We start from the raw sequence: 26,418 nt of genomic DNA, 5'->3' as shown, positions 1-26,418 counted from the left end.
TTGCCCCTGGCTAAATACGCTAAAACTTGTTACGCTATTTACAGGAGGAACCTTGTTATGATTAACAAAATGTTTTTTCTGTTTCTTGCTCCGGTGTTATTGGTTTTTTCGGGTGAAGTATCGGCTCAAAAGAATCCCAAAAATATCCATCATGTTACCAAAGCACTTACCACTACTCCCACTGTGCGGGGGTCTGTGCAGCGTATCCTCCCTTTAAAAGAAATTGACGCCCATTTAACTTATCCGGATGTATCTGCTCCGCCCGCTGCATGGGGTATACCTATTGTCGACAAAAAAGCAGTTCGTCATTCTCTCTACCCCTCTCAAGCGTTGGTGGTTGTACAATCCGAATCCTTCCCCAATAAACGCCAGCCTTTTTCCTTTTCCGAAGCGGCCTCCCAGTACAAAATAGAAAACACCCTTACCCAAAATTATATTATGGCCAAAGAAAGTGCCCGTTGGCGCCAAACCCGTGACGAATTAAACACACTTTGGATACAAATGCGCCCTTCTTTTTTGGGGGAATTATCCTCGTTTTTAAGGCACCCCGTCCCCAAAGAAACCATGGAGTATTTAAAAAACACTTATTCCCAAGTAGTTACCCAAAGCCAAATAACGCATGACATGATTTTCCCGTGGATTGTGTATGCCTCTATCCCGGGAGAAGGACGCTCCTTGCTTTCAGAAGAACGGGAAAAATTCAATACCGCCCTTTTTTCCATGCTGCACCAAGTACAAGCGTTGCGTTCCTCTCTACCCAGCGAGCCGTATTTGGAACAGCAGGAAAATTTTTGGATTACCATGTTAAGCCGCTTTAACCCACTACTGGAAAGTGCCTTGCAGAAACCGACGGAGCTTTCTCTCCGCACTGACAGAGTGTTAAAAACTACAGAGTTCAACTTGTTAAACCCTGACGGGACCGATTATCTCCTCCCCCGTTCGGAAACGCTTATCCGCGACCCGGACGAAATAGAAGAGTTGGATTCTTACGCAGTGGTACGCGAAAAAATGCGTAATCCGCCCATTACCCCGGAAAGAGCGGCTTTGGAACGGGAAGAATTATTAGCCCAACTTCCCGAAAATATGCGTATTGCATTTATCAATGACGACGCCCTTCCCCGCCTGAACTTTAAAAGATGGGCCGAACAAGGATTTTTGGGGAAGAACGCTCAAGTAGAAATATTCCCGAACGGTTTTGATTTTATGAACAAGATGCGCAACGGAAGACGATACGACTTAGTCATTACCGACTTGCTCGTTCCTTACGCAGGGCTTGTAATGATGCCGGAACTGAGGACCATTTCCCCCCAAACGGTCGTTATCGCTTCCAGCAAGTATGACCGAGGCGAAGAACCCGAAGAAAAATTGTTTAGTGCCGGGATAGACGGATACTTGTGGTATAACACCAACCTAAACGAAGGGGCCTATGGTTATATTGAATACCTACGCGCACTGAAAAATTACTTTTACTATAAAAATTTACACGGTTGGGAACGCTGATTTTTCACAATAAATATCCCCCAGCCTAGCTGGGGGATATTTATTTACTAAAAACTCTATGCTTGCGGGGAGTTTAACTCGGTATGTAGTTTGGTGGCTAAACCGGCCGCTTTGCGGGGTAAAATAAACCAGAAAGTAGCGCCCAACCCAAGCCCGGCACTCTGCACACCGATTTCCCCCCCGTGCGCGTTGATAATTTCCTGTGCGATGGATAAACCCAATCCCCATCCTTGTTTTTTGAGGGTGCGGTCGTTATCGGATTGGTGAAATTTTTGGAAGATTTTTAATTGCTCGCTATGTAAAATTCCCGGCCCGTTATCGCTTACCCGGAAAGTCACTTTTTCTTCCGTGGCTACATACCGCACATCTACCCGGCCGCCTTGCGGAGAAAATTTGATGGCATTGCCGAGCAGGTTGTTAATCACTTGCGAAATACGGAAGCGATCCGCCTCTACCATTACATCATTGGAATACTCATACTTTTGCAAAAAAATGCCTTTCTTTTGGGCGTTTACCGTTTGCAAACTGATTACATCACTCAGTAACGCATTGAAATCAAACGGGCGCACATCCATTTTGAACCGTCCGGACTCCATCATGGAAATGTCCATTAAGTCCGTCATCAGCATATTCATATTATCGGTGGCTTTTAAGATGTTGTTTAAGGCCATTTGTTCGCTTCCGCTGGAACCACCGTGCGGGTTATCCATCATCAGCACCGAGGTAAACCCCTGAATCGACGAAAGCGGTTGGCGCAAATCGTGCGCGACAATGGACATAAATTTGGAACGAATTTCGTTCAAGCGGTTTAATTCCTGGTTGGAAAGACGCAGTTTTTCCACCATACCTTCCAACATGGTTACCTTACCGGATAATTGTTGTTGCAAGGTGGAAATTTGTTGTTGGTAGTTGTGTTCGGCCTTCATAATGGTTCGTCTCATTTTTTTAAGAACGAACTTTTTGGTAATCCAATAAGTCAAAAGCGACAAAGAGGCCGCCACCAACAACGAATACGAAATTAAAATTTGCCACAAGGTCATATTTTTCTCCCGTTATAAAACGCGCAAGGGTTGCCCCAGCACTTGTTCCAATTCCGTCCTAGGAACCCCCCCTTCCCGTATAAGGGTAGGGTTTGCCGTTAAATTTACCACACTGGAAGATACCGGGCTGAGGGTACCTCCTAAAAAAATAAAATCTACTTTCCCGTCAAAGGTTTCCAAAATACTTTTTTCGTCTATCAAAGTCGGCTGGCCGTGCAAGTTGGCACTGGTACAAGCCATGGGGCCTGCCATACGGACGAGCAAATCAACCAAAAATTTGTTTCCCGGTACCCGAAGCCCCAACCCTTCAAAGCCGCGGGTCAGCGCACGCCCTTTTTCGTTTGGAGGCAATATCATCGTTAATGCCCCGGGCCAAAAAGCGCGGGCACATTGTTCTGCCCGGTCGGAAAAAACAGCTACCTCGCGGGCCTGTGCCACCGAACCCGTTAAAATTTGAAGAGGCACCCCTGTCGGTCTTTCTTTAAGCCGGTAAATCTGCAAGATACTTTCTTCACAAAATGCACTCGTTCCCACGCCGTACACAGTATCGGTCGGCACTACGGCCACGGCTCCTTGTGCCAGTGCACCGGCCGCCATTTGCAGGTATTCGGGGGTCATTTCCTCCGTCTTAAAAATATGGGTTTTGCGCATCTTGCGGTTCTTCCTCTTCTTCCGTATGCGGACGGTCTATAATCATCACAAATTCGCCTTGCACTTTGGTCTTTTTCCCCAACTCTTCTGCCAAAGTTTGTGCCGTACCGCGCAACCACTCTTCGTACACCTTGGAAAGTTCCCGTGCCAATACCATAGGGGTTTGTTCGCCCAAAGTTTTGGAAATCAGTTCCAGCATTTTTACCACCCGATAAGGCGACTCATATAACACCACCGGGTGATTTAAGGCATACGCGGCCGAAATGAGTTTAGCGGCCTTTCCGGGTTTACGCGGCAAAAAGCCCAAAAAGGTAAAAGCACCGCCCGTAATTCCCGCACCGGCAAGCGCACAAGCCACCGCGCTGGGCCCCGGTAAAGAAGAAACTTTAATCCCTTCTTCTACGGCACGCTTTACCAGTTTCCACCCCGGATCCGAAATACACGGAGTGCCACAATCGGACACGAGCGCACAATTCTTTCCGTTCTTCAAGGCTTCCAAGCATTTTTCTACGGAACGGTCGTCGTTCTCGTTATAACGATAAAGCGGTTTAGAAAAACCGAAATGCGAAAGCAAAATTTGAGTGCGGCGCGTATCCTCGCACAATACGGCATCTGCCGTTTTGAGCGTTTCCAAAGCACGCAGGGTGATATCCTGCAGGTTTCCGATCGGTGTGGGAACAATGTAGAGCATATAAGTAAAGTATATAAAAAATCACGCACGCGCGTACGGATAAAAGTAAATATTTTTTTGACTATTTCAAACTGTTATTTTGTAGAATATTAAATTGTTGTTAATACTTAAAATTCGCGAGGTTTACGCAGCAGAAATGTCTAAAATTCTGTCCAAAATCAAACTCAACACTTTCGCTATTATTTTATCCATTGTAGCGATTGTGGCCGCGCTGACCTGGGTAGTTCCCAGCGGGGCTTATGACAAAATGGAAGTGGACGGCCGCCAGGTCGTCGTCGCCGGGACTTATCACTCCGTACCGGCCAACCCGCAGGGCTTGTTTGATGTATTAAAAGCCCCTGTACAAGGTTTCTCCAATACGGCTGAAGTAATCGTATTCCTGCTTATTATCGGCGGGGTATTGGCCGTAATTGAAAAAACGGGTGCCATTACTGCCGGCATTCAAGCCGCCAGTGCGTTCTTTCAGCGTAAACCCAACTTGCGTTTCTTGTTTATTCCGTTAGGGGTAATTGTTTTCTCCCTCTGCGGGGCCACTTTCGGCATGTGTGAAGAAGCGCTTATTTTTATTCCCATTTTTATCCCGCTCGCGCTTTCTCTCGGATATGACTCCGCTTTGGGAACGGCTGTGCCGTTTATCGGGGCAGGGGTAGGCTTTGCCGCCGCATTTACCAACCCGTTTACGGTGGGTATTGCCCAAGGGATTGCACAAGTGCCGCTTTACTCCGGCATCGGCTATCGGTTTATCATCTGGATTATTTGTACTTCCGTCGTCATCACTTGGTTAAGCGTATATGCCCATAAAGTACAAAAAGATCCTACCAAAAGTTTAACCTATGAGTTTGATGTGGAAAAGAGAAAAGAACTCAAACTCAACAAACAAGAAACCCGCATGACCCGCCGCCAAAAATGGGTTCTCATCGCTTTCGGGTTGGGTATGGTAACGCTTATTTTAGGGGTACTCAAACCGCAAATTTGCTCCGCCATCAAAAATGCCTGGGGGCTTGATTTGATGGAAATGTTGCACTTGGAAGAAAGCGGCTGGTACATTACGGAAATTGCGGCGTTATTTTTGGGAGTCGGCTTTTTGTGCGGTTTCTTGGGAAAAATGAAAATGCAGCAATTCAGCGATGCGTTTTTTGACGGGGTACGCGGTATGGCGGAAATTGCCATGTTGTTGTGTTTCGCACAAGCCATTGTGATTATCGCCAATAACGGACACATTTTAGATACCATGCTTAACTGGATGTCCGCCGGCATCAAACACTTACACCCTGTTTGTGCCTCGTGGGCAGCCATGATGCTCCAAACCGTTATCGACTTCTTTATTCCCTCCGGCTCCGGCAAAGCCGTGTTGACCATGCCGATTTTAGCCCCGCTTGCGGACTTAATCGGCATTACGCGCCAAACCATGGTTCTCGCTTTCCAGTTAGGCGGAAGTTGGATGAATATGGTAATTCCTACCGACCCGGTAACCATTGCCGCCATCGGGTTTGCCCGTATTGCTTATCCCAAATGGCTTAAATGGATGGCGCCGTTACTCATACTGATGTACTTACTCTCCTTTGCACTTCTCGTTCCGCCGTATTTGATGAAGTGGCAATAATTGTTTTTTGTGTCCCGCCGCATTTATTTTGTTTGAGCCGGCGGGGCACTTTTTTACATAAAAAACTTGAACGAACAAGAGGAAAACAAAACGAAAATGAAAAAAATGTTGTGCAACACCTATTTTTTGGTGTTCTCCATTATGGTGTTTGTGGCCGCGCTGACATGGCTTGTCCCCTCCGGCCAATACGACCGCATAGAGCAAGACGGACGCACTTTTGCGGTAGCGGGTTCTTACCATGCTGTTCCCGGCAACCCGCAAAATATCGGTAATATTCTGGCCGCTCCGGTGGAAGGTTTTACCCAATGCGCGGAAATTATCGCATTTATTTTGGTGGTGGGCGCGTTGTTTACCATTATCGAACGCACCGGCGCCATCAATACCATGATTAAGAAAGTAAGTTTCTTTTTCGCCAATAAACCCAAATATAAGAAGTTCTTTATTCCCGTATGTATGTTTTTATTTTCGTTATGCGGGGCGATGTTCGGCATGGAAGAAGAAACGCTTATCTTTATCCCCATTTTTATCCCGCTCGCGCTTTCTTTGGGTTACGATACCGTGGTGGGTATGTCTATTCCGTTTATCGGGGCATTTACGGGCTTTTCGTCCGCGTTTGTAAACCCGTTTACGGTCGGCATCGCACAAACGATTGCCCAACTGCCTATGTATTCCGGTTGGCAATACCGCCTCATCATCTGGTTTATCTTCACCAGCGTAGTGGCCGGTTTTTTCACCTGGTATGGCGAACGGGTACGCAAAAATCCCACCAAAAGTTTAACCTATAAAATGGATTTGGAAAAACGGGCTGAACTTAAAATCATCAACGATGTAGTGGTAGACCAAACCTTCCGCCTTACGCGAGCGCACAAATTGGTAATTGCCTCGTTTTTATTGGGCATGGCCGTTTTGTTCTACGGCGTAATTCGCTATCAATGGTACATGATTGAAATTGCCGCCGTCTTTTTGGGTGTAACGATTGCCAGTGCTTATTTTGGCAAACTGACCTTGGACCAAGCAACCGATGCTATTATTGACGGCGCAAAATCTATGGTAGGGGTTTGCGTACTGATGGCTTTGGCCCGCTCCATTGTTATCGTAGCCACCAACGGCCATATTTTAGATACTTTCTTACACGCCATGACCCAAAGCGTAGGTTCCCTGCACCCCATTTTGGCTTCTCAAGCCATGTTTGTAATTCAAACGGTGCTGAACTTCTTTATTGCTTCCGGTTCCGGGCAAGCCGTGCTGACTATGCCGATTATGGTTCCTTTGGGCGATTTGGTAAATGTTTCGCGCCAAACGGTTATTTTGGCTTACCAATTCGGTGAAGGTTGGGGAAACCCCATTATTCCCACGGCCCCCGTTACCATGGGTGCTTTGGCGTTGGCGGGCATCTCGTACCCCACTTGGGTAAAGTGGTTTATGCGGTTAGAGGTAATTTTAATTACCCTGTCGCTTCTGCTACTTATTCCCGCATATTATATTTGGTAAAATAAACATAAGCCCCTTGGAGAGCCAAGGGGCTTTTTTAGAACAGTATGTTAAATGAATTAAAAACCCTTACTTATTTTCATATAGCGGACTGGGTCGTTTTTTTCTCTATTTTGGCGGCCACCTTTTTGGCCGCTATTTATGGGAACCGTCGCCTGGAAAAAACAGATAAGGGCGCTATGGGCACACTTGATTACCTGCTCATGGGCCGCCAACTTACCTTGCCGCTGTTTGTTGCTACTTTGGTAGCCACCTGGTATGGCGGAATCTTCGGGGTAAACGAAATTACATTTAACTACGGAATATACAACTTTGTAACCCAAGGGTTCTTTTGGTATGTCGCTTACCTGATTTTTGCTTTCTTTATTGCCGATAAAGTAGCCAAATTTCACTCCGTCACTTTGCCGGATTTGACAGGAAAAATGTTCGGCCCGAAATCGGCCAAAGTAGCGGCAACCTTTACTTTTTTCTATATTACTCCCGTAGCGTATGTGCTGAGTTTGGGTATGTTTCTGCATATGGTATTTGGCATGAGCGTTTTGCAGGGCATGATTTGCGGCACGCTGTTTACCTGCTTATATACGGCATGGGGCGGGTTTCGCTCGGTAGTATTTTCGGACTTGGTACAATTTTTTGTGATGTGCGCCGCAGTGTTGCTTGTGGTTGTGTTCTCCGTCAGCACCTTTGGCGGATTATCCTTTCTAAAAGCCAACCTGCCCGCCAGCCACTTTAGCATTACGGGCGGAAATTCGTGGATGAACACTTTTATATGGGGATTTATTGCCTTGGCAACGCTGATTGACCCCAGTTTTTACCAGCGTTGTTTTGCGGCCAAAAGTCCTTCCGTCGTAAAAAAAGGAGTTGTTATTTCCACCTTTATTTGGCTCTGCTTTGATTTGTGTACTACGGCAGGCTCCCTCTATGCGCGGGCGGTTTTACCGCAAGCCGAACCGGGCCAGGCCTATTTTTTCTATGCCGTGCAATTATTACCGGTAGGGCTAAAAGGATTTTTTGTCGCCGGGGTGTTGGCCATTATTCTATCCACCCTCAATTCTTTTCTGTTTATTGCCTCCAATACGCTTAGTTTTGATTTTTTACGCCACCGTTTCAAAAATGTAATTCTTTCCAACCGCATTTCCATCTTCTTTGTAGGCACGCTGGCAATTATAATGGCACAGGTCTTTCACGGCAGTTTTAAGGAAATTTGGTTGGTGTTGGGCTCCTACTTTTCGGCCTGCTTATTAGTCCCTATTTTAATGGGGTATTTATCCCCCGGACGCATCAGCGACCGCCTGTTTGTTATCTCCTCGCTAACCAGTGCCGTTGCCATGACCGCGTGGCGTTTTGTCCGCAAACACGAAGTATTGGAAGCCCTAGACCCTTTTTATGTGGGGGTAGCGGTCAGTTTGATTATTTTAATTTCCTTTCGGAGAAAAGCAAGTGAAATTCACACACACATTACTGATCGGTAACGGGGAAACCTTGCCTGCCAAAACACTAAAAGAACTGGCCCAAAAGGCAGATTTTGTATTAGCTGCCGACGGTGGAGCCAACCGTGCACTTGCCTGCAAAGTCACGCCGGATTTAGTCATCGGCGATTTAGATTCCGTTTCCCCCTCTACACAAAAAAAATTATCTTCGGAAAAAATTTTATTTGTAGATAACCAAAATAATACAGACTTGGAAAAGGCCCTGGATTATCTATCCCAAAACGGTTGTAAATCTTGCACCGTGGCCGGTTTTGCCGGGGGCAGGCTGGACTTTACACTGGGAAACTTTTTATCTGTTTACCCTTATCTTAAAAAAATGGATATCTGCCTTTGGGGAAACGGCTGGACTATATACCCGATAACCGCCGATAAAAAATTTAACACCGAAAAAGGCGCGCGGGTGAGTTTAATTCCGCTTAAAAACTGCACGGGAGTAACCTTGAAAGGACTTAAATTCCCGCTTCAAAAAGCCCGTTTAAGTTGGCAACGGGCCGGACGCACTTTAAGCAACGAAGCAACGGGAAAAACCTTCTCTGTACAACTGGAAAGCGGGTTTATGCTGGTATATGTAGAACAACATCCCGGCGGCTGTGCATAGACTGCAAAAAATTCATAAAATATATCTATTGGAAGGGTGGCCGAGTGGTTTAAGGCGTCAGTCTTGAAAACTGATGTAGGGGCAACTCTACCGAGGGTTCGAATCCCTCCCCTTCCGTATATAATTAAAAGGCCCCTCGTGGGGCGTTTTGATTATATGTCGCGGTGGAGTAACGCAAACTGCTTTGCGTTACGTAGGGATTCGAAGTCCGCAGCGATGTTTTTGTTTGAGTGCAAGCCGGCATCGGCAAAGCACGGAAGGCAAAAACCGCGAGGACGGGCCCGGGCAAAATTTCCGTCAGGAAATTTATGTAGGGAGAATCCCTCCCCTTCCGCCATTTTTAAGACAATTACCGATGTTCCTTTATAACAAGACTTTTACCTAAGTGGGAAGTCTTGTTATTTTTTGGACTCGACCGAACAGCTTAAACGTGCACCCCGCCATCAAAAATACACCACTCAATAAATATACGAGTGTTCACATACCTGTTTCTCCTTATGTTTTGTAACTTTCTAATTTATTTTGATATGATAAAGGTATGAATTTACTGCTTATTTTAATTGTTGCAGGTGCGGCCGTGGGGTTAGTGGCCACCACGCGCACGCGTTCGGCCCAACTGGCTTCGCTGGCCAAACAAAACGGTTGCCGTTTTGATAAAGAAAAAAATTCCGTTACCACCGAATTGACCGCCGGCCGTTTGGAATTTTTTACTACTTATTTTCATCAATATCAAAATGTGTTTACTTTTTCGGACAATATGGCTTTTATCCGCGTGGCGGACGATGCTATCTACCCGGACGATAACCCCAAAACAGAACCCACTTGTATTACTATTTTTACGGCAGAACTGAAAAAACGCCAATTCCCGGCATTGAAGGTAGTGCCGCACCAATCGCTTTTTGCAGGGTCTCAATACACGCAGATGAAAACCAATATATCCGCGTTGGACGAACGCTACACCGTCCACGCTCCTACCCCGGCTTCCGGTTTACTTTTTACTCCTTTTATTACCGGTATGCTCAAAACGCATAACCAAGTATATTTGGAACTTAACGACAACGCACTTGTTTATCACGAACATACGCAAATTCCTGTTAAAGATATGGAAATGTTCCGTTTCCGCGCCATGCAGGTATTAAACGAATTCGAAAACATTATCCAAAAATTGGAAGCGGCCGATCCTGCCACCACAGCCACCCTTTCCCCGAAAACGGAAAAGGACGAAGCCGTCCTGCGTGCCGAAGCCATGATGAAGGCTCTTTGTTCCCGCGCACCGATGGAAACCAAACAATCAAGCGGTTGGCGCGGCACTTGGATTTTCTTGTTGTTGTCCATTTTAATAGGCATGAGTTTGCTGGCTTGGTTTATGCTCAATAAAGCCATCGGCCGCTGATTTATTTTGCTGACAAAAACCCCTGCTTTTTGAAAGCAGGGGTTTTTTATTGGGGCTGTTTTATTCCCACACTTTTACCCGTTCATCAATAGGCAAAAAATCTTTATTTTCCGGCGGAGCAAAGGGCTCGCCAAACGGCATTTGCGCAATTAACTTCCAACTGCTTGGAAGGCCATACTCGCGGCGGACTTGCTCGTCCACAAGCGGGTTATAATGTTGCAAACTGGCCCCAAGGCCCACCTCGGCAAAGGCCGTCCAAATAATAAATTCCAACATACCGTTGGACTGATATGCCCATAGCGGGAAATTATCTTTATAGGTCGGGAATTTTCCCTGCAATCCTTCCACCGTTCCCCAATCTTCAAAAAACAGAATTGTTCCGCGGGCGGCGGAAAAAGAATCTATTTTCTTTTCCGTCTCAGCAAAATTTTCCGCCGAAACAATTTTGCGCAGGGCATCTTTGGTTATCTGCCAAAATTTTTTATGATACTTCCCGAACAATACCGCCAGCCTGGCACTCTGCGAATTGAACGCACTGGGTGCATGGGCCAGCGCCACACGGATAATTTCTTTTATTTTATCGTCACCGATTGGGCTTTTATCCGTTAATGCATAGCGGGTACGCCGCTGTTTAACGGCCCTTAAAAAACAATTCTCTTTTTCCATAACTTTCCCCCTTTTCTTTAGGATAGCGAAACTCCCCCTCCCGCCAACCCCGTCTTTTAGATTAGAAAGAAGAAATATAGTACAATAAAGTATATTCGTAGCAGTTTTGCGAGTATCAAATTTATATCTGTTTTTGGAACCGTATTGCAGAATGCGGTGCGCTGTTGGAATACTAACAGCACAATCGAGGTCCAAGAACAGTCGTTTTAAGCACAGTGCGCTTTGGCTGATCCCCGAAGGGTACTGTGCTGAGTGTTTCCCGCTGTATTTTATATGGCGGGGAACCACGGCTGTTATCATTTGGGTTACCTCGATTGGCTCAAATGTAACAGCCGTTTTTATTTCCCTATTTTGCTAACCACCTGTTACTTTTCCACCGCCCAAAACAGATAAAGGAGAACAAAATGAAGAAAATAATTGCAATAATGGCCGTATTGATGTTTGCCCCCGCCTTGGCTTTTGCGCAAACGGGGTTAAATGTGGGAGATTCTTTTTTATCCATCAGCATTGGAGAACCCGACGCGAAAAATGAAATAGAAAACTCTCAATGGGGAAATAAAGAAGGCGTTTCTTTTGGAGTACAGTACCTTAGAACTATCGCCCCAGTTTTAGCCTTTGGTGTGGAAGCAAATGGGAATTTGTTTTCGAAAACTGAAAATTTAGCATGGGATTCGTATTATAATTTTTTCACGGAAGAAGTAGAAACTTCTATCTTTAACTTTATGTTAGCTGGACGCTTGTATCTAAACAGACATGCGGCAAGAGTCTATGTCCCTTTTGGAACCGGTGTAGGTATTAGTAGATTTGAAATATCAGCCAGAAAAAATGGAAGTATCTTAGGAAAAGAAAAAGAAACGACTACGGGACTTGCTTGGTATGCGGGATTAGGTTTTGAAGGTGAAATATCCAATCATATTGTTCTAGGTATTGAAGGCAGAATAAACGGAACTTCTGCTAGAATTGACATGTTGGAAAAAACATACTATCCCTTATATATTACGGTAATGGCCCGTTTAGGTTTTAAGTTTTAATAACTTTCTCTTCATCAAAAAAGCACCCTTACAAAGGGTGCTTTTTTATTATGAAATCTCAAATTTTACCCCCGGCGGGAGTCGAACTCGCAACCTCTTCCTTAGGACGGAATCGCTCTATCCATTTGAGCTACGGGGGCGTAAATTATTTCTTTGCAGATTTTTTGCCGACGGCTTTGGAAACTTTCTTTTTGGTAACGGTTTTTTTAACCGCCTTTTTGGGAGCCGCTTTTTTAGAAACGGTTTTTTTAGGGGCGGCTTTTTTGGTGCCCGCCTTTTTAGCCGCTTTATTTAAGGGTTTCCCTTCTTGTTTAGCCGCTAATTTAGCAGCCTTGGCGGCTTTCTTTTTAGCCTCGGCCCGTCTGGCAGCACGCACGGCGGCTTTTTGGCTTTTGATTAGTTTTGCCAAAAAAGTGCTGCCTTCGGTTTCCCCTAAAATATTGGTTTTCACACGCGGTTGCATAGCACTATGCAGTTTGCGGGTGCGGTAATCTATTGCCGAAATTTCCAAAATACCGGCTTTTTGCGCCTCTTTACGCAAAGTGCTGACGGCACGCTCCTCAATTTGGCGTACCCGCTCGCGCGACAGGCCTAAAATTTCCGCCACTTCGCCTAAAGTTTTGGGTTCGTTGTCGGCAAGTCCATAGCGCATGATGACCACTTGGCGGTCGCGGTCGTTCAAATCTTCCATGCTTTTTTTAATGGTGCGTTGGTTTTCGCTTTTTAAGAAAACATCATGCGGGTTTCCTTTGCCGTCGTCGCTAATTAAGTCTTCCAAGGTCATTTCTTCTTCTTCGTGTACCAAAGAGGTAAGAGAATCCACCCCTTTGGCCGCGCTTAAAGTGTCCATAATGGACTTTACTTGCCGCGCCGTTAAATTCAGTTCCTTGGCCATTTCGTTTAAGGACGGGTCGCGCCCGTTGGCTTCTTTCAGTTCGTTCCACGCGCGGAACCATTTTTTCAAATTTCCCCACGCATGCGACGGAATTTTGATAGAACCGGATTGTTCTTCAATATATTTGCGGATATATTGCTCAATCCAATACACGGCATAAGTGGAAAAACGGTATCCTTTCTCGGGTTCAAATTTATCAATGGCTTGCAGAAGGCCCAAGTTGCCTTCTTCAATAAGGTCCATCAGTTCCATGCCCGGGCGCTGAAAACGCTTGGCCGTCGGTACGACGAGGCGCAAATTCATTTCCATGATTTTGTTTTTTGCGTCCGTATCGCCCTTTTTGGCCAGTTTCCACAGGCGGGAAATCTCCTCGCGGTCTAATTCCTGCGAGATTTTTCCCAAGTGTCTAAAATACTCGTTTACAGTGTCAAAGGCTTCGTTTTCCATGCATATATCATATCAAACTTTTGTCATTTGCGCCCGCTTGTTTTATATTAGTTTTCCACGCCGCAATGCGGAATAATTTTATTGTTACCAATCTCTCTAAATAGTGTTATAATGGAAAGTAGTATCACTTCTCGGAGGAACTATGCAAACAGAAAGACCACCTAAGACTTTCCTGCAAATTATGTTTATGTGTTTGGGCTTTTTCGGCATCCAATTCGGTTGGGCGCTGCAAATGAACAATATGAGTGCTATTTATTCGCGTTTGGGAGCCAGCGAATCGCAACTGCCTTTGTTGTGGTTGGCCGCACCCGTTACCGGGTTGTTGGTTCAACCTCTTGTGGGATATTTTAGCGACCGCACCTGGTGTGTGTTGGGCCGCCGCCGCCCGTACTTTTTGGGTGGGGCTATTTTCTCTGTTATTGCGCTTTTCCTTATGCCGCAGGCCTCGGCTATTTGGATGGCCGTAATCGCCTTGTGGGTATTGGATACTTCCGTCAACGTAAGCATGGAGCCTTTCCGCGCTTTTGTCGGCGATATTCTGCCGGAGAATCAACGCAAAACCGGCTATGCCATGCAAAGCGTTATGATTGGGGCCGGGGCCGTTATCGCTTCCTTTTTGCCTCAACTTTTAGCCTACGCCGGTGTCAGCACGGTTGCCCCGTTGGGGTCTATTCCCAACACGGTTAAATACTCCTTCTACATCGGGGCCGTTGTGTTGTTCATTGCTATTTTGGCTACCGTAGAAACCACCCCGGAATACCCCCCGGCCGATATGGAAGAATTCAAAGCTGCCAAACAACAAACAAGCGGTATTAGCAAAACGGTAAAGGAAATCTTCCAAGCCATTTGCACCATGCCTTCCACCATGCGCCGTTTGGCGGTGGTACAGTTTTTCACTTGGGCAGCGTTTATGGTAATGTGGGTCTATTTTACCCCTGGTATTGCCTCTGGCATTTTCCATGCCACGCCGGGTACGCCCGAATACGAGGTAGCCGCTAACTGGGGTAGTTCCTGCTTTGGTATTTACAATGGGGTATCTTTTGTATTCGCGTTTGCCTTGTTGTGGCTCACCACTAAATTTTCCGCCAAATATATTCATATTGTCTGCTTGACGATCGGCGGATTGGGGTTGGGCTCCTTGGGCTTAACCTTATTCGGTTTTGAATTTACCAAAATGGGCTTAATCGTGCCTATGGTGTGCATCGGTATTGCGTGGAGCAGTATTTTATCGATGCCCTATGCCCTCCTTTCCAATGCGTTACCCGCCGAAAAAATGGGGTTTTACATGGGGGTATTTAACTTCTTTATCGTTATCCCGCAAATTTGTGTAAACCTGTTCTTCGGCCCGTTTATGAAATATGCCTTAAACGGAAGTGCCATCGCGGCAGTAGGCGTGGGCGGAATCAGCCTGTTATTGGCCGCCGCATTTACTTTTTTAGTACAGGACAAGAAAACTGTGCGAGGGTAAATGTATGAAACTATCCTTTCAAATTCCGTATCAAACGGCATGGGGCCAAACGCTCCATGCCGTCTTATATCGTGCCGGGGCCGGTGCCAACGAGCGGAAAATCAATATTCCTCTTTCCACTCAAGACGGTAAAATCTGGCAAGGAGAAATGCAACTTCTCTTAAAACAGCCGCTTTCCCTCCATTATCATTATGAGGTGCGTTGCGGTGCGCGTATCCTACGCAGGGAGTGGCAAGCCGTTCCGCGCCGTTTGGAAATCCACCCGCAAGTGGAAGCCTATTATGTAAACGACTCTTGGCGCGAACTGCCGCAAGAATCTTTTTTATATACCTCCGCTTTAACAGATGTGTTCCGCCGAAGAGCCCGGGCCAAACATGCCCTACGGCTATTTAAGCGCACCCTTGTATTGAGGGCACAATCTGCCCGTCCCGAGCCCGGGCAATCTCTATGGCTCTGCGGCAGTGCCGACAGTTTAGGTGCCTGGGACAGTGCCAAAGCCATACCTTTGGTGGAAGGCGAACATAACGAGTGGACTTGCACTTTAGATGCGGAACAACTCCCCAAACAATTTGAATATAAGTTGATTGTCAAAAAACAAAACGCAGATGTCGCAGACACCGTTTGGGAAGACGGCCCGAACCGTACTTTTTCCTTGCCCGAACTGAAGGAAAAAGAAGTGTGGATACAAGACGACCACCGCCCCGTATTTACTTGGAAAAAACTCTTCCGCACCGCGGGAGTTGTGTTGCCCGTTTTTTCGCTCCGTTCCGAAAGCGGTTGGGGCGTGGGCGACTTCGGCGATTTGGAAAAATTAACCGATTGGGCCGTGGAAACGGGCCAGCGCGTAATTCAAATTTTGCCGATTAACGACACTTCCCTCACGGGGACTTGGCAAGATTCTTACCCTTACAATGCGGTTTCCGTCTATGCGTTTCACCCCATGTATGCCGATATGCGCCAACTCCCGCCGTTAGACGCAAAAACAAACGGACTTTTTGAGGAAGAACGCAAAAAACTAAACGATTTACAGCAGGTAGATTACGAAGCCGTTTTGAAATTAAAACGCAAACGCTTGGAGTTGGCTTTTGAACAAGATGGCTCCCGCGTGCTGGCCGGTGCGGAATTTAAGCAATTCTTCCAACAGAACGAACATTGGTTGACGGCGTATGCTATGTTTAGCGTATTACGGGAAAGGTACCAAACAGCCGATTTTTCCACCTGGCCGCAATATACGATTTTTACCCGTATGGATTTGCAACATTTCTGCGCGCCCTCGTCGCCCGATTATGCCGAGGTCAGTTTTTGGTATTATGTACAATTTATCTTGCACACCCACCTGACCAAAGCCATACGCCGCGCGCGCGAAAAAGGCGTCATCTTAAAAGGAGATATCCCAATAGGCATTTCCCCCTATAGCGTGGAAGCGTGGACGGAACAAAACCTGTTCAATGTAAACGCACAGGCAGGGGCTCCGCCGGACGATTTTTCCGCCACCGGGCAAAATTGGGGTTTCCCCACCTATAACTGGGATATTATGGCCCAAGACGGCTACCGTTGGTGGAAACAACGCTTTGGCCATATGGCGCGCTATTTTGACGCGTACCGCATCGACCATGTGTTAGGGTTCTTCCGCATCTGGGAGATACCTTCTCACAGCGTACAAGGGCTTTTGGGGCAGTTTACGCCCGCCCTGCCGATGGACGCTCAGGAGATTCGCTCCTACGGGCTTGTTTTCCAGGAAAACTTTTTGAAACCGTATATTTCCGAACAGTATTTGCTGGAGAAATTTGCCGATTTGGCCGCGGAAGTAAAAAAGAATTTCCTTGTACCTGCAGCAAACGGTTTATTTGCCCTTAAGCCGGAGTTCGACACCCAACGCAAAATAGAGGCCGAATTATTGGGCAAAACGGACGAAAAAACCAACCGTGTGCGGGAGGGATTATATGCCTTGGTGTCTAATGTATTATTTGTAAAAGATACCAAAGACCCCTACAAATATCACCCGCGGATTTCCGCCTTGCAGGACGGGGCCTTCCGTGCACTTAACCCGCAAGATAAAGAGGCCTTTACCCGCCTGTATAACGACTATTTTTTCCGCCGTCATAACGAGTTTTGGAAAACGGAGGCACTTAAAAAACTCCCCGCCCTTACCCAAAGCACCCGCCTACTTTGCTGTGCGGAAGATTTGGGTATGATTCCCGCCTGCGTGCCCGATGTAATGGGCGAGTTGCAAATGCTGAGTTTGGAAATTCAACGCATGCCCAAACGGTTGGGAGAAACTTTTGCGGATACAAAAAACTATCCCTATTTGTCAGTTTCCACCCCTTCCACGCACGATATGTCCGTTGTGCGCGGTTGGTGGAAGGAAACGCCAACGCTTACCCAACAATTCTGGCAAAATGTATTGGGCCGTTCGGGCCAAGCCCAAACGGAAGCAGACGGAAAAACCTGCGAACAAATTGTGCGTATGCATTTGGAAAGCCCTTCCATGTTGGCGCTGTTATCCTTCCAAGATTGGACGGGTATGGACGAAACTTTACGCGCGCCTGACCCGGAAGCCGAACGCATCAATATCCCCGCCAACCCGCGGCATTATTGGCGCTACCGCATGCACCTGACATTGGAAGATTTGCTGGAGAAAAAATCATTTAACGGTAAAATTCGGCAAATGTTAGCAGATTCCAAACGATAAAATAAGGAAAACAAAACCCCCGCTAATCGCGGGGGTTTTTATTATCACATAGCCATACGGTAACACTCCGAAGAACTATAGTCACATTTTACAGGGGTTGCTAACGAAGCAAAACTTTTACACATACTTTTTCCCCACTCACTGTTTGGCTTACAAAACAAATCACCTGTTTTCTCATCTGCCGTATATCCGCTGTGGTATGTAAGCAATAAGATGTCAAAATCACTGGTTGCCTGCCCTTTGCTTTTCTTATAATAATAGCGTGCATGCCCCGTGACGTTCGAAATAGTGGTTTTATTATCTAAATGCAGGGTGCCATCACACCAAGAGTCTTCATTTGAACACATACCTACTTCGTTTGTACCTGAACAAACAAACCGATAAGCCTCTACCCCCATCGCGTCCATATAGCGCCCCAAATCCATGCATTTAGTATTACCGGAAGTCATCACATACATTTGGCGGCCTTCTTTTATTTTCTTAAACCAAGGAAGAACCTTTGCCACTTGAGCCTTCGCAACTGCTTTTTCGTATTGAGGTAGTGCTACCGCTGACAAGATACCAATGATTAACACTACGACCAAAAGTTCTATCAAAGTAAAACCCTTTTTCATACAAAACCTCTTATAAACTGGTTTTCGGCGAACAAACAACTACACAGTTTTTCCTGCCTGCCGATTAGGTACATTGTAAGAAAAAAAAAAAACGGGTCAAGTCCCAGCGCCTGGGCTCCCCTTTTTTTCCGCGTTCTTTCGACGGAGGGAGCCACACTGTTTTAGAAATGTTGCTCTTTTTTTCTTCAATTAAAAAACGCCTTTTTCTTTTTCTGCCACCAGAAAAAGAAACAAAAAGACTGCCCGTCCAATACCCATAAAACGCAGCCTCGGGGCGGAGAATTTTATAACTCGCTCACGCTCAAACAATAAAATTCTTTCCCCGCCCCAAGGCGCGTTTTATAAACCGGGTAAAGGCGGGTTTAAGAGCCCGACAAAAAATATCGGGCATGACATTTGGGGTAACGGTACAAAAAACAAAACCCCGCACATGGCGGGGTTTTATACAAAACGCAACTGACGATTTATTTGGTTTCGGCCGTTTCGGTTTTCGCGTCGGCGATTTTTTCTTCCACTTCGGTCAAGGGGTTGATTTGCACTTTGATCGTAGCGGTGACGGTCGGCTTCAAATAAATGCCTACTTCGGTTTCACCCAAAGCTTTAATCGGCATATTGAGTTCGATAGAATCTTTGGCAATGTTGTGGCCCAAAGCGTTCAAAGCCTTGTAGATATCGGCTTTGTTTACGGAACCGAACACTACGCCGTCGCTATTGACGGTTTTGGTGAACGGAAGCACAACACCGGCCAATTTTTCGGCGATGGCGCGGGCTTCGGCAAGTTCGGCTTCGATGCGTTTGGCGCGGCGTTCCGCACCCAACTGCCAATTTTTAATAGCACCTTCGGTGGCGATTTCAGCCAAGCGGTGCGGTACTAAGAAGTTGCGGGCATAACCGGGTTTTACATCTACTACGGTGCCCACCATACCCAAATTTTTGACGTTTTGTTTCAAAATAACTTTCATCGTTCGTCCTCCAACTTATTTTTTGGGCAAAGAATACGGCAAGATAGCCAAGTTGCGGTCGCGCTTAATGGCTTTGGTGATCTGGCGTTGGTGTTTCGCGCAGGTGCCGGTAATTCTTCTGGAAAGGATTTTACCGCTTTCCATGGTGAAGGATTTCACGAATTGGAAGTTTTTGTAATCGACATTGTCGATTTTTTCAGCGCATACTTTGCAGACTTTTCTTCTGCTTTCAAAGCGCTTTTTGCCCATAAACGGACGAGCCGGTCTTTCGGAGCGGACGGCCGGAGCGGCAGTAGCCGGGGCTTGCGTTTTAATTTCTTCGGACATTTAAGTTTCCTCTTGTCTAAATGTTAAAAGGGCACATCGTCTTCCATTACTTCGGAAGTGGGGATGTCGTCCTTTGCGGCCGCATGGGTGTCGTCAAACGAGGACCCTGCGACACCGGATTCCAAAATTTGGATCCGGCGGGCGGTAACCTGCAAGGATCTGCGGGTTTGCCCGGTTGTTTTATCGGTGTATTCGCTGCTGGTGAGGCGTCCTTCCACACTAATGGGAGTGCCCTTTTTCACCCGGTCTTTACACCGTTCGGCCGCCGCGCCCCAAACCACTACGGGAACGAAAACCGTGTCATCTTTCCACTCGTTTGTGGTAGCATCCAAATATCTGCGGTTGACCGCAATATCACAACGGCACACTGCCTGACCTTTTTGCGTAAAAGTTACGTTCGGGTCACGTGTTAACCGTCCGACTAGAAGGACTACGTTTTGTTCCGGCAATTTGATTTGTGCGGGCATAATTTTAACCTTTATTTAGCAACGACAGGAGCCGGCTTCACTTTCACTTCCACAGCAACCATGGTCATGGAGCGAAGCACTTTTTCATTGAGTTTCAAAGCATCTTCGAATACTTTTACGAATTTCGGTTCCGCTTTGAATTTCAAGTAGAGATAGAAACCATCGCGAACGTGATTTACTTCGTGGGTGAATTTTCTTCTGCCCAATTTTTCTTCGCTGATTACTTCTCCGCCGTTTTTCGTGATGAGTTCTTTGGCTTTCGTCACGAATTCGCCCACTTCTCCGTCGGAGAGTTGGGGTTTAACAATAAGTACACTTTCGTAAGTTCTCATATACCAATTATTCTTTTTAGTTTGCGTTTTGTTTCGTCAAAAAATCCCCACGGGTTGTTTTTCAACCCGCGAAGTTTTTTCTAAATCTCTTTCGGGCACTGTTACACCTGTGGCCCGGGCTGATTTTTTCCTATAGATATTATAGCAAAAATTGAAGGGAAATACACTTGGTAAGGTTAAAATAATACAGGCAAAGGGCCCCAAGCAGAGAAATCTACTCGCCTGCACGGGCATCTCTTAATTTAGTGTACCCGGTGCCGCGGTCGTTTTTAATATCGGCTTGCTTGCTCTTTTTACGCAGAACTTGTATGGGTTCTGTCATATCTTGGAAGATATCGAACCCTCTATACAGTTCACCCGTAGCGGTATTAACGGCAATTTCACCCGGGCCTTGTAAGTCTATGGCAAAAGACACTTTGGCTTCGGCCGGTTTACGCTCTAAAATTTTTTGGATAATTTCCCGGGCATTGTCCTCATACCCGTCAGAAGCAACCAATGTCACTTGGATATCGTCCGCACCGCGCAAGGCTTTATCAAAAAATTCATTGGAAATTTCTTCCGGTATGGGGGCCGGGCGATCATCAATTTTTTTTCGAAGGCGAATTCCCATTTCGGCCTTGGCATCTACATGGGAAACAGCCGTTTTGATAATTTGACCGTCTTTTCGGCTCACAAACACTACCCCGATGCACGGCCCCAAGCCGTAAGTACCGATGGCACCGATATTTTCCCCCGACTTTACCACAATATATTCCCGCATCATGGCATTCATAATCTTGGGATCGCCTTGGTAGTCGGTATAAACGGGCTTAGGGGACGCATGCAAAATTTGTTCTATTTTTGCTTTGGCAGAAACTTTTTTCTCGGAGGAAACCTTTTTCTCAATAGTTTCAAACAAAGGGAAATCGCCCTGCGCACCGGGGAAATCTCTCTGCGCACCGGGGAAATCTCCTTGCGTACCCCGGACGGCAAAGGCCGCAACAGAAAAGTTAAGCAACAATAAAATAGAAAGTAGTTTTTTCATAAGTAGTTTCCTATTAAGAAAGTATAAGGTTTTTGCTCATAATTTCAACCTACTGCCTTTTTAAGAAAATCTTAGCCGGGCTGGTAGCGCCTTTAATGAGGGAAAGTTTGTTTTCGGGCACGCCTATATGTTCGGCCAAAATAGTGCGGACAGCCTCGTTAGCGCGGCCTTGCTCGGCAGGGGCTTTGACCCAGATTTCAAACGAATCTTCGGACTTTTGGACGATTTTATTTTTCTTTTCGTCCGCATGCACTTTTACTTTCAGGTATGTTTCCATATTTCTATTTTACTTTTTATTAAGAAGGGATACAAAAGATAAAAACCCGCCCCTATAAAAGTTGTTTTCAACTGAATACAGGGGTGGGTTTTATCGTTTAACAAGAAATTTTATTTCTTATTTTTTGAGTAAACTTTTGGCGGTCATGTCGGCCGGTTTTTCTACCCCCAACACATCAAGTACCGTTACGGCAATATCGCCCAAGTTACCGGTGGGTTCCAACGCGGCGGTTTTATCGTCGTTGTTAAGATAGATAAAGTCGACCAAGTTGGTGGTATGCGCCGTTTTGGGCATATCGATTTTGGTATCCCACATTTCTTCGGCATTACCATGGTCGGCGGTAATCATAACGGCATAACCTTTGGCCAAGGCGGCTTCGGTTACGGCACCGGTACATTCGTCCACCACTTCCACGGCTTTAACAACGGACTTAAAGTTGCCCGTGTGGCCTACCATATCGCAGTTGGCAAAGTTAATAACAATAAAGTCATACTTGCCGGAATTGATTTGTTCAATGGCTTCGTCTTTTACGATATAGGCTTCCATTTCCGGGTGTTCGGCAAAGGTGGCAGGGTCAAAACGGCCTTTCTTTTCAATGCGGTCTTCGCCCGGATAGGGTTTTAAGAGTTTTCCGTTAAAGAAGGAAGTAACGTGTTTGAATTTTTGTGTTTCCGCCAAGCGCAGTTGTTTAAGGCCGGCTTTGGAAATTACTTCGCCCAACAGGTTATCCATACCGCCGCCGTCGGTCATAGACGGAAGGGCATTGTACGGGAAGGAATCGTAGTATTTGGTCAATCCGCAATACACGCACGGAACGCGGTTGCCGCGGGAAGTACCCGGGTAATCATCGTCAATAAAAGCGCGGGTAAGTTGGATAGCGCGGTCTTGGCGGAAGTTAAAGAAAATCACGCTGGAACCTTCCACCATGCCTTTGTAATCACCCAGTACGGTCGGCGGGATATATTCGTCCACCATCGGGCCGCCGTCCGGCGTTTGCAGGGTTTTGTAATCTTCGGCTACCACTTCTTCGGCGGTGGTGCCTTTGACCCCTTCAGCGCGGACAATCAAATTGTAGGCTTTATCGGTCAGGCTCCAATCTTCGCCGCGGTCCATGGCATAGTAGCGGCCTTGGATAGTGGCAATGGTGCCCACCCCGTATTCCTTCATTTTTTCTTCTAAGGTGCGGATGTAGCCGATAGAACTTTGGGGCGGCGTATCGCGACCGTCGGCAAAGAAGTGCACATAAACTTCTTTGATGCCTTTTTCGGCCGCATATTTGATAATAGCGTGTAAATGGTCGTGATGGGCGTGAACACCTTCGTCCTGCACAAGCCCCATTACATGGAGCGGTTTTTGGTTGGCTACACAGTTATCAATACAGGCGGAAAAAGCGGCAGATTGAAACAAGGAGCCGTCTTCAATAGTGTCTTTTAAGCGTTTGAGTTCTTGGATAACAATGCGGCCCGCACCCATATTGAGGTGGCCCACTTCGCTGGAACCCATATAGCCGGCAGGCAAACCTACTTGTTCGCCGGAGGCTTCAATTTGAGTATGCGGATATTCTTGTAAATACTTATCGATATTGGGGGTTTTGGCATTGGAAACGGCATTGTGCGCGCCGGCGGCGGCATTGCCCCAACCGTCACGAATTAACAAAACTACTTTTTTCATACAGTCTTTCTCCTTAATTTTGACAAATCAAATCTTTCCAGCGTTTTTCCTGGAATTTTTGTAAATCTTGCAAGGTGTTCACACCTTGCTTACCTAATATTGTAAGAAAATAATAGAAAATCTGCTCGGTCATTTTGGTATCGGCCATGGCGCGGTGCCAACCCGCATTGGAAATTCCCAGTTCTTCCGCTATACAACCCAAGCGGTTCCGCTGGAATTTTCCGCTTTTACGCGCCAGTTTAAGCGTATCCATAACAGGATAGGGAGGGAAGTTCATACCGCACGCGGCAAACTCGGCCCGTAGAAAGGAAAGGTCGAAATCGGCATTATGCGCCACAATTACACAATCGTCCAACACGCCAAGCAACCGCGGCAAAATATCCGCAAAAGTAGGGGCATCGGCTACCATTTCGTTGGTAATACCGTGAATAGCAACCACTTCCGGCAGCATGGGAACTCCGGGATTTAAGAGGGTGGAAAATTCTTCTACCACGCGCCCCCCCTGCGAAACGGAAACGGCAATTTCACATATTTTTCCGCCCGTGTCCGGGGAAAGGCCGGTGGTTTCGGTGTCTAAACAAGCAAATTTTAAGTTACTCAGTTGCATACTAACCTACCAAATAAAAGCGAAGGCGGACTAAAAACCCTATAACAACAGAACCGATAATTCCAATATAAAAGGCCGCGTGGGAAATATCCATCAAACGGATACGGCGCGCATACAAGCAAGCCATAAACCAAACGGTTAACAACACCACCCAACGCCAACCGGGCAGTAGCATAATGAGAAAGAAAATCATGCGCATCATGGATAATAACCAGCGTTCGTCAAAGGTAGGATAATCCCGCCCGTAGCGATCTTGCTCGATAGCAAAACTAAACCAACCCAACATACGCGTACAACTAACAAGCCCCACACAGAAAATCACCCACGGCTCGGCAAAGAAGTTGCCTGTTTCGTATAGCACTTTGAACGGCACGCACAGAAAAATAAAAAGGAAATTGGCCAAGTTCTTAACAAAAAAGGTCATCAAATAACCATGGCGGCTTTTCCCGCCGAATTGGAAAAATTCATCGGAAAAAACATGGAAAAGCGTTAATAAAATAATGCACACCCACCCGGGCATGTGTACCAAATCCAAAAAGGGCCACTGCATACTTAAATAGCCATAACAAAGCCCCAAACAAAGTAGTAAAAACACCCCGCCGTGTAGCAACATACCCAACGCACGGCTGCGTGCACGCAACTTCTCGGCCATGCGGTTAAACACCACAAAATCCGTTAAGAAAAACGCCAAAAATAAACGCCAAAATACAATCATTTCTTCTCCTTAGGAAGTGTAATTTTGAAAGTACTTCCTTTCCCCGGTTTACTGTTTACTTGCAAATCTCCGCCGTGTGCCTGGGCAATTTGGCGGCTGATAAAAAGCCCCAAACCGTAACCCGGTTTATCGGCGTGGACTTGGTGATATTTCTCAAAAATCATTTTTGTTTCCTGCTTGCTCATGCCAATACCGCTGTCTTCCACGGCAACCCAATCGAATTGTCCGTCGTTTCCGGCACAAACACGCACATAGCCTTTTTCGGTAAATTTAATGGCGTTGGAAACCAAATTGGTAATGACGCGGCGCAAAAGTTTCGGGTCTGCTTGAAACACAAGAGGCGGCACATCCGTTTCCAACTCAAGGCCCTTTTCCAATGCCGTCGGGGCCAGGGTGGAGGTTACTTCCTGCGCTAAAACATCAATTTTTACTTCTTCCACTTTCAGTTTCATCATACCGGCCTGTGCACGGGAAACTTCCAGCACATCTTCCAAAAGCGATGACAAATTGCGGGCGGCCTGGCTCATGAGTTCCAAATACTCTTTTCGTTCTTCTTCGCTGGCTTTACCGCTTTGTAAAATATACAAATACCCTTGAAGGCCCAAAAGCGGAGCACGCAAATCGTGCGCAACCGCACGGAACACCTGTTCCTTCATTTCACTCACCTGGGCCTGCAGTTGCAAGACCTGATAATCTTTCAGGTCTGCCGTCATTTTATTAAAAGCGGAAATAAGTTGTTTGAACTCTCCCCAACCGATTTTCTCGCTAATTTTTTCTTCCAAATTTCCGCGGCTTACTTCTTTGGCAGCGTTCGAAAGGGCGGCTATCGGCTCCCCGAGTCGTTCGGCAAATGTAAGCGCCCCGAAATAGGACAGGGTGGCAATAGATAACAGGAACAAAGCAATAATTATATTGGTGTAATAAATACTTCGGTAGGCCTCCCCTTCTAATTGTAAAACCGCCACATAGGCGCCCAAAATAGGAGTGGAAGCGTAGGCCCCCACATAGGTATCCTGTGAAGTTTTTATCTTTTTAATCAGGTGTTCCTTAGAGGTAAACGCCCGGCGCAGGGTTTGGGCATCAAAATCCGGCTTGTATTGATAATCGTTGGCATAAACAGAACCTTCCTGATCTACGATATAGATGCGCCCCGTTACCCCGATGCGCTGTTCCTGGATACGGGAAATGAAACCAAAGAAACTCATAATACCGTATAGAAAATCTCCGTTGGGAAGCGGATAAATAAATTCGCTGATAGGCCGATCGGCCACTACATCAAAACTACTGACCGAAATACGCGCCGTTTTGGCCAGTTGTTTAAGGGCGGGGTCTCCTTCCAATTCCAAGGAAGGAAGTTGCTCCAGCACTTGCTTATCGCCCGCACGATAGAGGAGTTTTCCGTTCTTATCAAGCACCGCCAACATTAAAAAATCGGGATTGGCCGCTAAGGCTTCCCGCAAGATAGGTTGCGGATTTTTTTTATGGAGCAGGTATTCGGATATATTACGGCTAAACGCCAAACGCCAGGTTAAATCTTCTATGTGCTGATTCATGGAAGAAGAAACGATTTGCGCTAAATTGGCGTGTGTTTCCAAAATGTTATTTTTAAGATGAATTTGATAATAGGCAAGCAAAAGCGCCATGGGGATAAGCGGCATCAGCACCACGGCTACAAACATTTTGAAAAGTTTAGAAAATATAGACATAACCCACCTTATTATAGATTATATCAATTCACGGGCCTTTCGCTCGATTTTTTCGGGGTC

General features: G+C 46.4%; 24 protein-coding genes, 2 tRNA genes and 1 pseudogene. 10 read left to right on the top strand and 17 right to left on the bottom strand.

The window, feature by feature from the left end:
* The first annotated feature begins 57 nt into the window (after positions 1 to 57).
* A complete protein-coding gene (locus tag E7027_04700; GenBank protein ID MBE6421412.1) occupies positions 58 to 1,500 on the top strand; it encodes a response regulator in 1,443 nt (480 codons plus the stop codon).
* 56 nt (positions 1,501 to 1,556) lie between these two features.
* On the opposite strand, the gene E7027_04695 is transcribed toward E7027_04700, so the two are convergent.
* Genes E7027_04695 through rsmI form a run of 3 tightly spaced genes read right to left on the bottom strand, consistent with a single transcriptional unit; the run spans position 1,557 to position 3,882 of the window.
* Positions 1,557 to 2,540 carry a HAMP domain-containing histidine kinase gene (locus tag E7027_04695; GenBank protein MBE6421411.1) on the bottom strand — a complete coding sequence of 328 codons (984 nt, stop codon included), beginning with the start codon at positions 2,538 to 2,540 and terminating at the stop codon, positions 1,557 to 1,559.
* Positions 2,541 to 2,552: 12 nt separating this feature from the next.
* Positions 2,553 to 3,191: a threonylcarbamoyl-AMP synthase gene (locus tag E7027_04690; protein ID MBE6421410.1), complete on the bottom strand. Its 639-nt coding sequence runs from the start codon at positions 3,189 to 3,191 to the stop codon at positions 2,553 to 2,555.
* A complete protein-coding gene (gene rsmI / locus E7027_04685) occupies positions 3,169 to 3,882 on the bottom strand; it encodes a 16S rRNA (cytidine(1402)-2'-O)-methyltransferase (GenBank protein ID MBE6421409.1) in 714 nt (237 codons plus the stop codon). The genes E7027_04690 and rsmI overlap by 23 nt, the downstream gene beginning before the upstream one ends.
* Positions 3,883 to 4,018: 136 nt before the next feature.
* On the opposite strand from rsmI, the gene E7027_04680 reads away from it, so the two are divergent.
* From E7027_04680 to E7027_04655, 6 genes are all read left to right on the top strand, one after another.
* On the top strand, positions 4,019 to 5,485 hold the full coding sequence (locus E7027_04680) for a YfcC family protein (protein MBE6421408.1): 1,467 nt from the start codon (positions 4,019 to 4,021) through the stop codon (positions 5,483 to 5,485).
* Between the two features lie 96 nt (positions 5,486 to 5,581).
* Positions 5,582 to 6,976, top strand: coding sequence for a YfcC family protein (locus tag E7027_04675; protein ID MBE6421407.1), 1,395 nt, complete (start codon positions 5,582 to 5,584; stop codon positions 6,974 to 6,976).
* A 47-nt stretch (positions 6,977 to 7,023) separates the two neighbouring features.
* On the top strand, positions 7,024 to 8,448 hold the full coding sequence (locus E7027_04670; protein MBE6421406.1) for a sodium:solute symporter family protein: 1,425 nt from the start codon (positions 7,024 to 7,026) through the stop codon (positions 8,446 to 8,448).
* Entirely contained in the window at positions 8,417 to 9,064 is a 648-nt protein-coding gene (locus E7027_04665; GenBank protein ID MBE6421405.1) for a thiamine diphosphokinase, read from the top strand. The genes E7027_04670 and E7027_04665 overlap by 32 nt, the downstream gene beginning before the upstream one ends.
* A 30-nt stretch (positions 9,065 to 9,094) precedes the next feature.
* Positions 9,095 to 9,181, top strand: a tRNA-Ser gene (locus E7027_04660).
* 421 nt (positions 9,182 to 9,602) lie between these two features.
* Positions 9,603 to 10,457, top strand: coding sequence for a hypothetical protein (locus E7027_04655; protein MBE6421404.1), 855 nt, complete (start codon positions 9,603 to 9,605; stop codon positions 10,455 to 10,457).
* A 60-nt stretch (positions 10,458 to 10,517) separates the two neighbouring features.
* On the opposite strand, the gene E7027_04650 is transcribed toward E7027_04655, so the two are convergent.
* On the bottom strand, positions 10,518 to 11,123 hold the full coding sequence (locus E7027_04650; protein ID MBE6421403.1) for a nitroreductase family protein: 606 nt from the start codon (positions 11,121 to 11,123) through the stop codon (positions 10,518 to 10,520).
* A 404-nt stretch (positions 11,124 to 11,527) separates the two neighbouring features.
* Between E7027_04650 and E7027_04645 the strand changes: the two genes are divergently transcribed.
* A complete protein-coding gene (locus E7027_04645; protein MBE6421402.1) occupies positions 11,528 to 12,154 on the top strand; it encodes a PorT family protein in 627 nt (208 codons plus the stop codon).
* A gap of 66 nt (positions 12,155 to 12,220) precedes the next feature.
* Here E7027_04645 and E7027_04640 read toward each other — a convergent pair.
* Positions 12,221 to 12,294, bottom strand: a tRNA-Arg gene (locus E7027_04640).
* Between the two features lie 5 nt (positions 12,295 to 12,299).
* A complete protein-coding gene (locus E7027_04635) occupies positions 12,300 to 13,496 on the bottom strand; it encodes a sigma-70 family RNA polymerase sigma factor (GenBank protein ID MBE6421401.1) in 1,197 nt (398 codons plus the stop codon).
* 187 nt (positions 13,497 to 13,683) lie between these two features.
* Here E7027_04635 and E7027_04630 point away from each other — a divergent pair, with 187 nt between their 5' ends.
* On the top strand, positions 13,684 to 14,964 hold the full coding sequence (locus E7027_04630) for an SLC45 family MFS transporter (GenBank protein MBE6421400.1): 1,281 nt from the start codon (positions 13,684 to 13,686) through the stop codon (positions 14,962 to 14,964).
* 4 nt (positions 14,965 to 14,968) lie between these two features.
* The gene (locus E7027_04625) at positions 14,969 to 17,656 is read left to right on the top strand and encodes a 4-alpha-glucanotransferase (GenBank protein MBE6421399.1); all 2,688 of its coding nucleotides are present in this window, start codon (positions 14,969 to 14,971) and stop codon (positions 17,654 to 17,656) included.
* 500 nt (positions 17,657 to 18,156) lie between these two features.
* Here E7027_04625 and E7027_04620 read toward each other — a convergent pair.
* The 11 genes and pseudogenes from E7027_04620 to E7027_04570 form a co-directional block, all read right to left on the bottom strand.
* A pseudogene (locus E7027_04620) lies at positions 18,157 to 18,270 on the bottom strand (pilin).
* A gap of 464 nt (positions 18,271 to 18,734) precedes the next feature.
* Positions 18,735 to 19,232: a 50S ribosomal protein L9 gene (rplI, locus tag E7027_04615; protein ID MBE6421398.1), complete on the bottom strand. Its 498-nt coding sequence runs from the start codon at positions 19,230 to 19,232 to the stop codon at positions 18,735 to 18,737.
* Between the two features lie 15 nt (positions 19,233 to 19,247).
* The gene (gene rpsR, locus E7027_04610; GenBank protein MBE6421397.1) at positions 19,248 to 19,559 is read right to left on the bottom strand and encodes a 30S ribosomal protein S18; all 312 of its coding nucleotides are present in this window, start codon (positions 19,557 to 19,559) and stop codon (positions 19,248 to 19,250) included.
* A 23-nt stretch (positions 19,560 to 19,582) separates the two neighbouring features.
* Entirely contained in the window at positions 19,583 to 20,026 is a 444-nt protein-coding gene (locus E7027_04605) for a single-stranded DNA-binding protein (protein MBE6421396.1), read from the bottom strand.
* Positions 20,027 to 20,037: 11 nt separating this feature from the next.
* Positions 20,038 to 20,358: a 30S ribosomal protein S6 gene (rpsF, locus tag E7027_04600; protein ID MBE6421395.1), complete on the bottom strand. Its 321-nt coding sequence runs from the start codon at positions 20,356 to 20,358 to the stop codon at positions 20,038 to 20,040.
* 214 nt (positions 20,359 to 20,572) lie between these two features.
* Entirely contained in the window at positions 20,573 to 21,382 is an 810-nt protein-coding gene (locus E7027_04595) for a hypothetical protein (protein MBE6421394.1), read from the bottom strand.
* A 49-nt stretch (positions 21,383 to 21,431) separates the two neighbouring features.
* Positions 21,432 to 21,659 (bottom strand): DUF167 domain-containing protein, encoded by a 228-nt coding sequence (locus tag E7027_04590; protein MBE6421393.1) that lies wholly within the window; start codon positions 21,657 to 21,659, stop codon positions 21,432 to 21,434.
* A 117-nt stretch (positions 21,660 to 21,776) separates the two neighbouring features.
* Complete coding sequence (locus E7027_04585; protein ID MBE6421392.1) at positions 21,777 to 23,330, bottom strand: 2,3-bisphosphoglycerate-independent phosphoglycerate mutase; 1,554 nt, start codon at positions 23,328 to 23,330, stop codon at positions 21,777 to 21,779.
* Positions 23,331 to 23,343: 13 nt separating this feature from the next.
* The gene (locus E7027_04580) at positions 23,344 to 23,937 is read right to left on the bottom strand and encodes a 3'-5' exonuclease (GenBank protein MBE6421391.1); all 594 of its coding nucleotides are present in this window, start codon (positions 23,935 to 23,937) and stop codon (positions 23,344 to 23,346) included.
* Between the two features lies 1 nt (position 23,938).
* Positions 23,939 to 24,652 carry a hypothetical protein gene (locus E7027_04575; protein ID MBE6421390.1) on the bottom strand — a complete coding sequence of 238 codons (714 nt, stop codon included), beginning with the start codon at positions 24,650 to 24,652 and terminating at the stop codon, positions 23,939 to 23,941.
* Complete coding sequence (locus E7027_04570; GenBank protein MBE6421389.1) at positions 24,649 to 26,358, bottom strand: sensor histidine kinase; 1,710 nt, start codon at positions 26,356 to 26,358, stop codon at positions 24,649 to 24,651. Before E7027_04570 ends, E7027_04575 begins: the two co-directional genes overlap by 4 nt.
* Between the last annotated feature and the right edge of the window lie 60 nt (positions 26,359 to 26,418).

Origin of the sequence: Elusimicrobium sp., assembly GCA_015062115.1 — a bacterium.
Taxonomy (GTDB): Bacteria; Elusimicrobiota; Elusimicrobia; order Elusimicrobiales; family Elusimicrobiaceae; genus Avelusimicrobium.
The sequence above is the reverse complement of the archived record's forward strand: the minus strand, read 5'-3'. Positions and strand labels throughout refer to the sequence as shown.

Bases quoted from the DNA above. Each gene is read 5' to 3' on its own strand.
- E7027_04700 (MBE6421412.1), top strand. From the start codon at position 58: ATGATTAACAAAATGTTTTTTCTGTTTCTTGCTCCGGTGTTATTGGTT.
- E7027_04695 (MBE6421411.1), bottom strand. From the start codon at position 2,540: ATGACCTTGTGGCAAATTTTAATTTCGTATTCGTTGTTGGTGGCGGCC.
- E7027_04690 (MBE6421410.1), bottom strand. From the start codon at position 3,191: ATGCGCAAAACCCATATTTTTAAGACGGAGGAAATGACCCCCGAATAC.
- rsmI (MBE6421409.1), bottom strand. From the start codon at position 3,882: ATGCTCTACATTGTTCCCACACCGATCGGAAACCTGCAGGATATCACC.
- E7027_04680 (MBE6421408.1), top strand. From the start codon at position 4,019: ATGTCTAAAATTCTGTCCAAAATCAAACTCAACACTTTCGCTATTATT.
- E7027_04675 (MBE6421407.1), top strand. From the start codon at position 5,582: ATGAAAAAAATGTTGTGCAACACCTATTTTTTGGTGTTCTCCATTATG.
- E7027_04670 (MBE6421406.1), top strand. From the start codon at position 7,024: ATGTTAAATGAATTAAAAACCCTTACTTATTTTCATATAGCGGACTGG.
- E7027_04655 (MBE6421404.1), top strand. From the start codon at position 9,603: ATGAATTTACTGCTTATTTTAATTGTTGCAGGTGCGGCCGTGGGGTTA.
- E7027_04650 (MBE6421403.1), bottom strand. From the start codon at position 11,123: ATGGAAAAAGAGAATTGTTTTTTAAGGGCCGTTAAACAGCGGCGTACC.
- E7027_04645 (MBE6421402.1), top strand. From the start codon at position 11,528: ATGAAGAAAATAATTGCAATAATGGCCGTATTGATGTTTGCCCCCGCC.
- E7027_04635 (MBE6421401.1), bottom strand. From the start codon at position 13,496: ATGGAAAACGAAGCCTTTGACACTGTAAACGAGTATTTTAGACACTTG.
- E7027_04630 (MBE6421400.1), top strand. From the start codon at position 13,684: ATGTGTTTGGGCTTTTTCGGCATCCAATTCGGTTGGGCGCTGCAAATG.
- E7027_04625 (MBE6421399.1), top strand. From the start codon at position 14,969: ATGAAACTATCCTTTCAAATTCCGTATCAAACGGCATGGGGCCAAACG.
- rplI (MBE6421398.1), bottom strand. From the start codon at position 19,232: ATGAAAGTTATTTTGAAACAAAACGTCAAAAATTTGGGTATGGTGGGC.
- rpsR (MBE6421397.1), bottom strand. From the start codon at position 19,559: ATGTCCGAAGAAATTAAAACGCAAGCCCCGGCTACTGCCGCTCCGGCC.
- E7027_04605 (MBE6421396.1), bottom strand. From the start codon at position 20,026: ATGCCCGCACAAATCAAATTGCCGGAACAAAACGTAGTCCTTCTAGTC.
- rpsF (MBE6421395.1), bottom strand. From the start codon at position 20,358: ATGAGAACTTACGAAAGTGTACTTATTGTTAAACCCCAACTCTCCGAC.
- E7027_04595 (MBE6421394.1), bottom strand. From the start codon at position 21,382: ATGAAAAAACTACTTTCTATTTTATTGTTGCTTAACTTTTCTGTTGCG.
- E7027_04590 (MBE6421393.1), bottom strand. From the start codon at position 21,659: ATGGAAACATACCTGAAAGTAAAAGTGCATGCGGACGAAAAGAAAAAT.
- E7027_04585 (MBE6421392.1), bottom strand. From the start codon at position 23,330: ATGAAAAAAGTAGTTTTGTTAATTCGTGACGGTTGGGGCAATGCCGCC.
- E7027_04580 (MBE6421391.1), bottom strand. From the start codon at position 23,937: ATGCAACTGAGTAACTTAAAATTTGCTTGTTTAGACACCGAAACCACC.
- E7027_04575 (MBE6421390.1), bottom strand. From the start codon at position 24,652: ATGATTGTATTTTGGCGTTTATTTTTGGCGTTTTTCTTAACGGATTTT.
- E7027_04570 (MBE6421389.1), bottom strand. From the start codon at position 26,358: ATGTCTATATTTTCTAAACTTTTCAAAATGTTTGTAGCCGTGGTGCTG.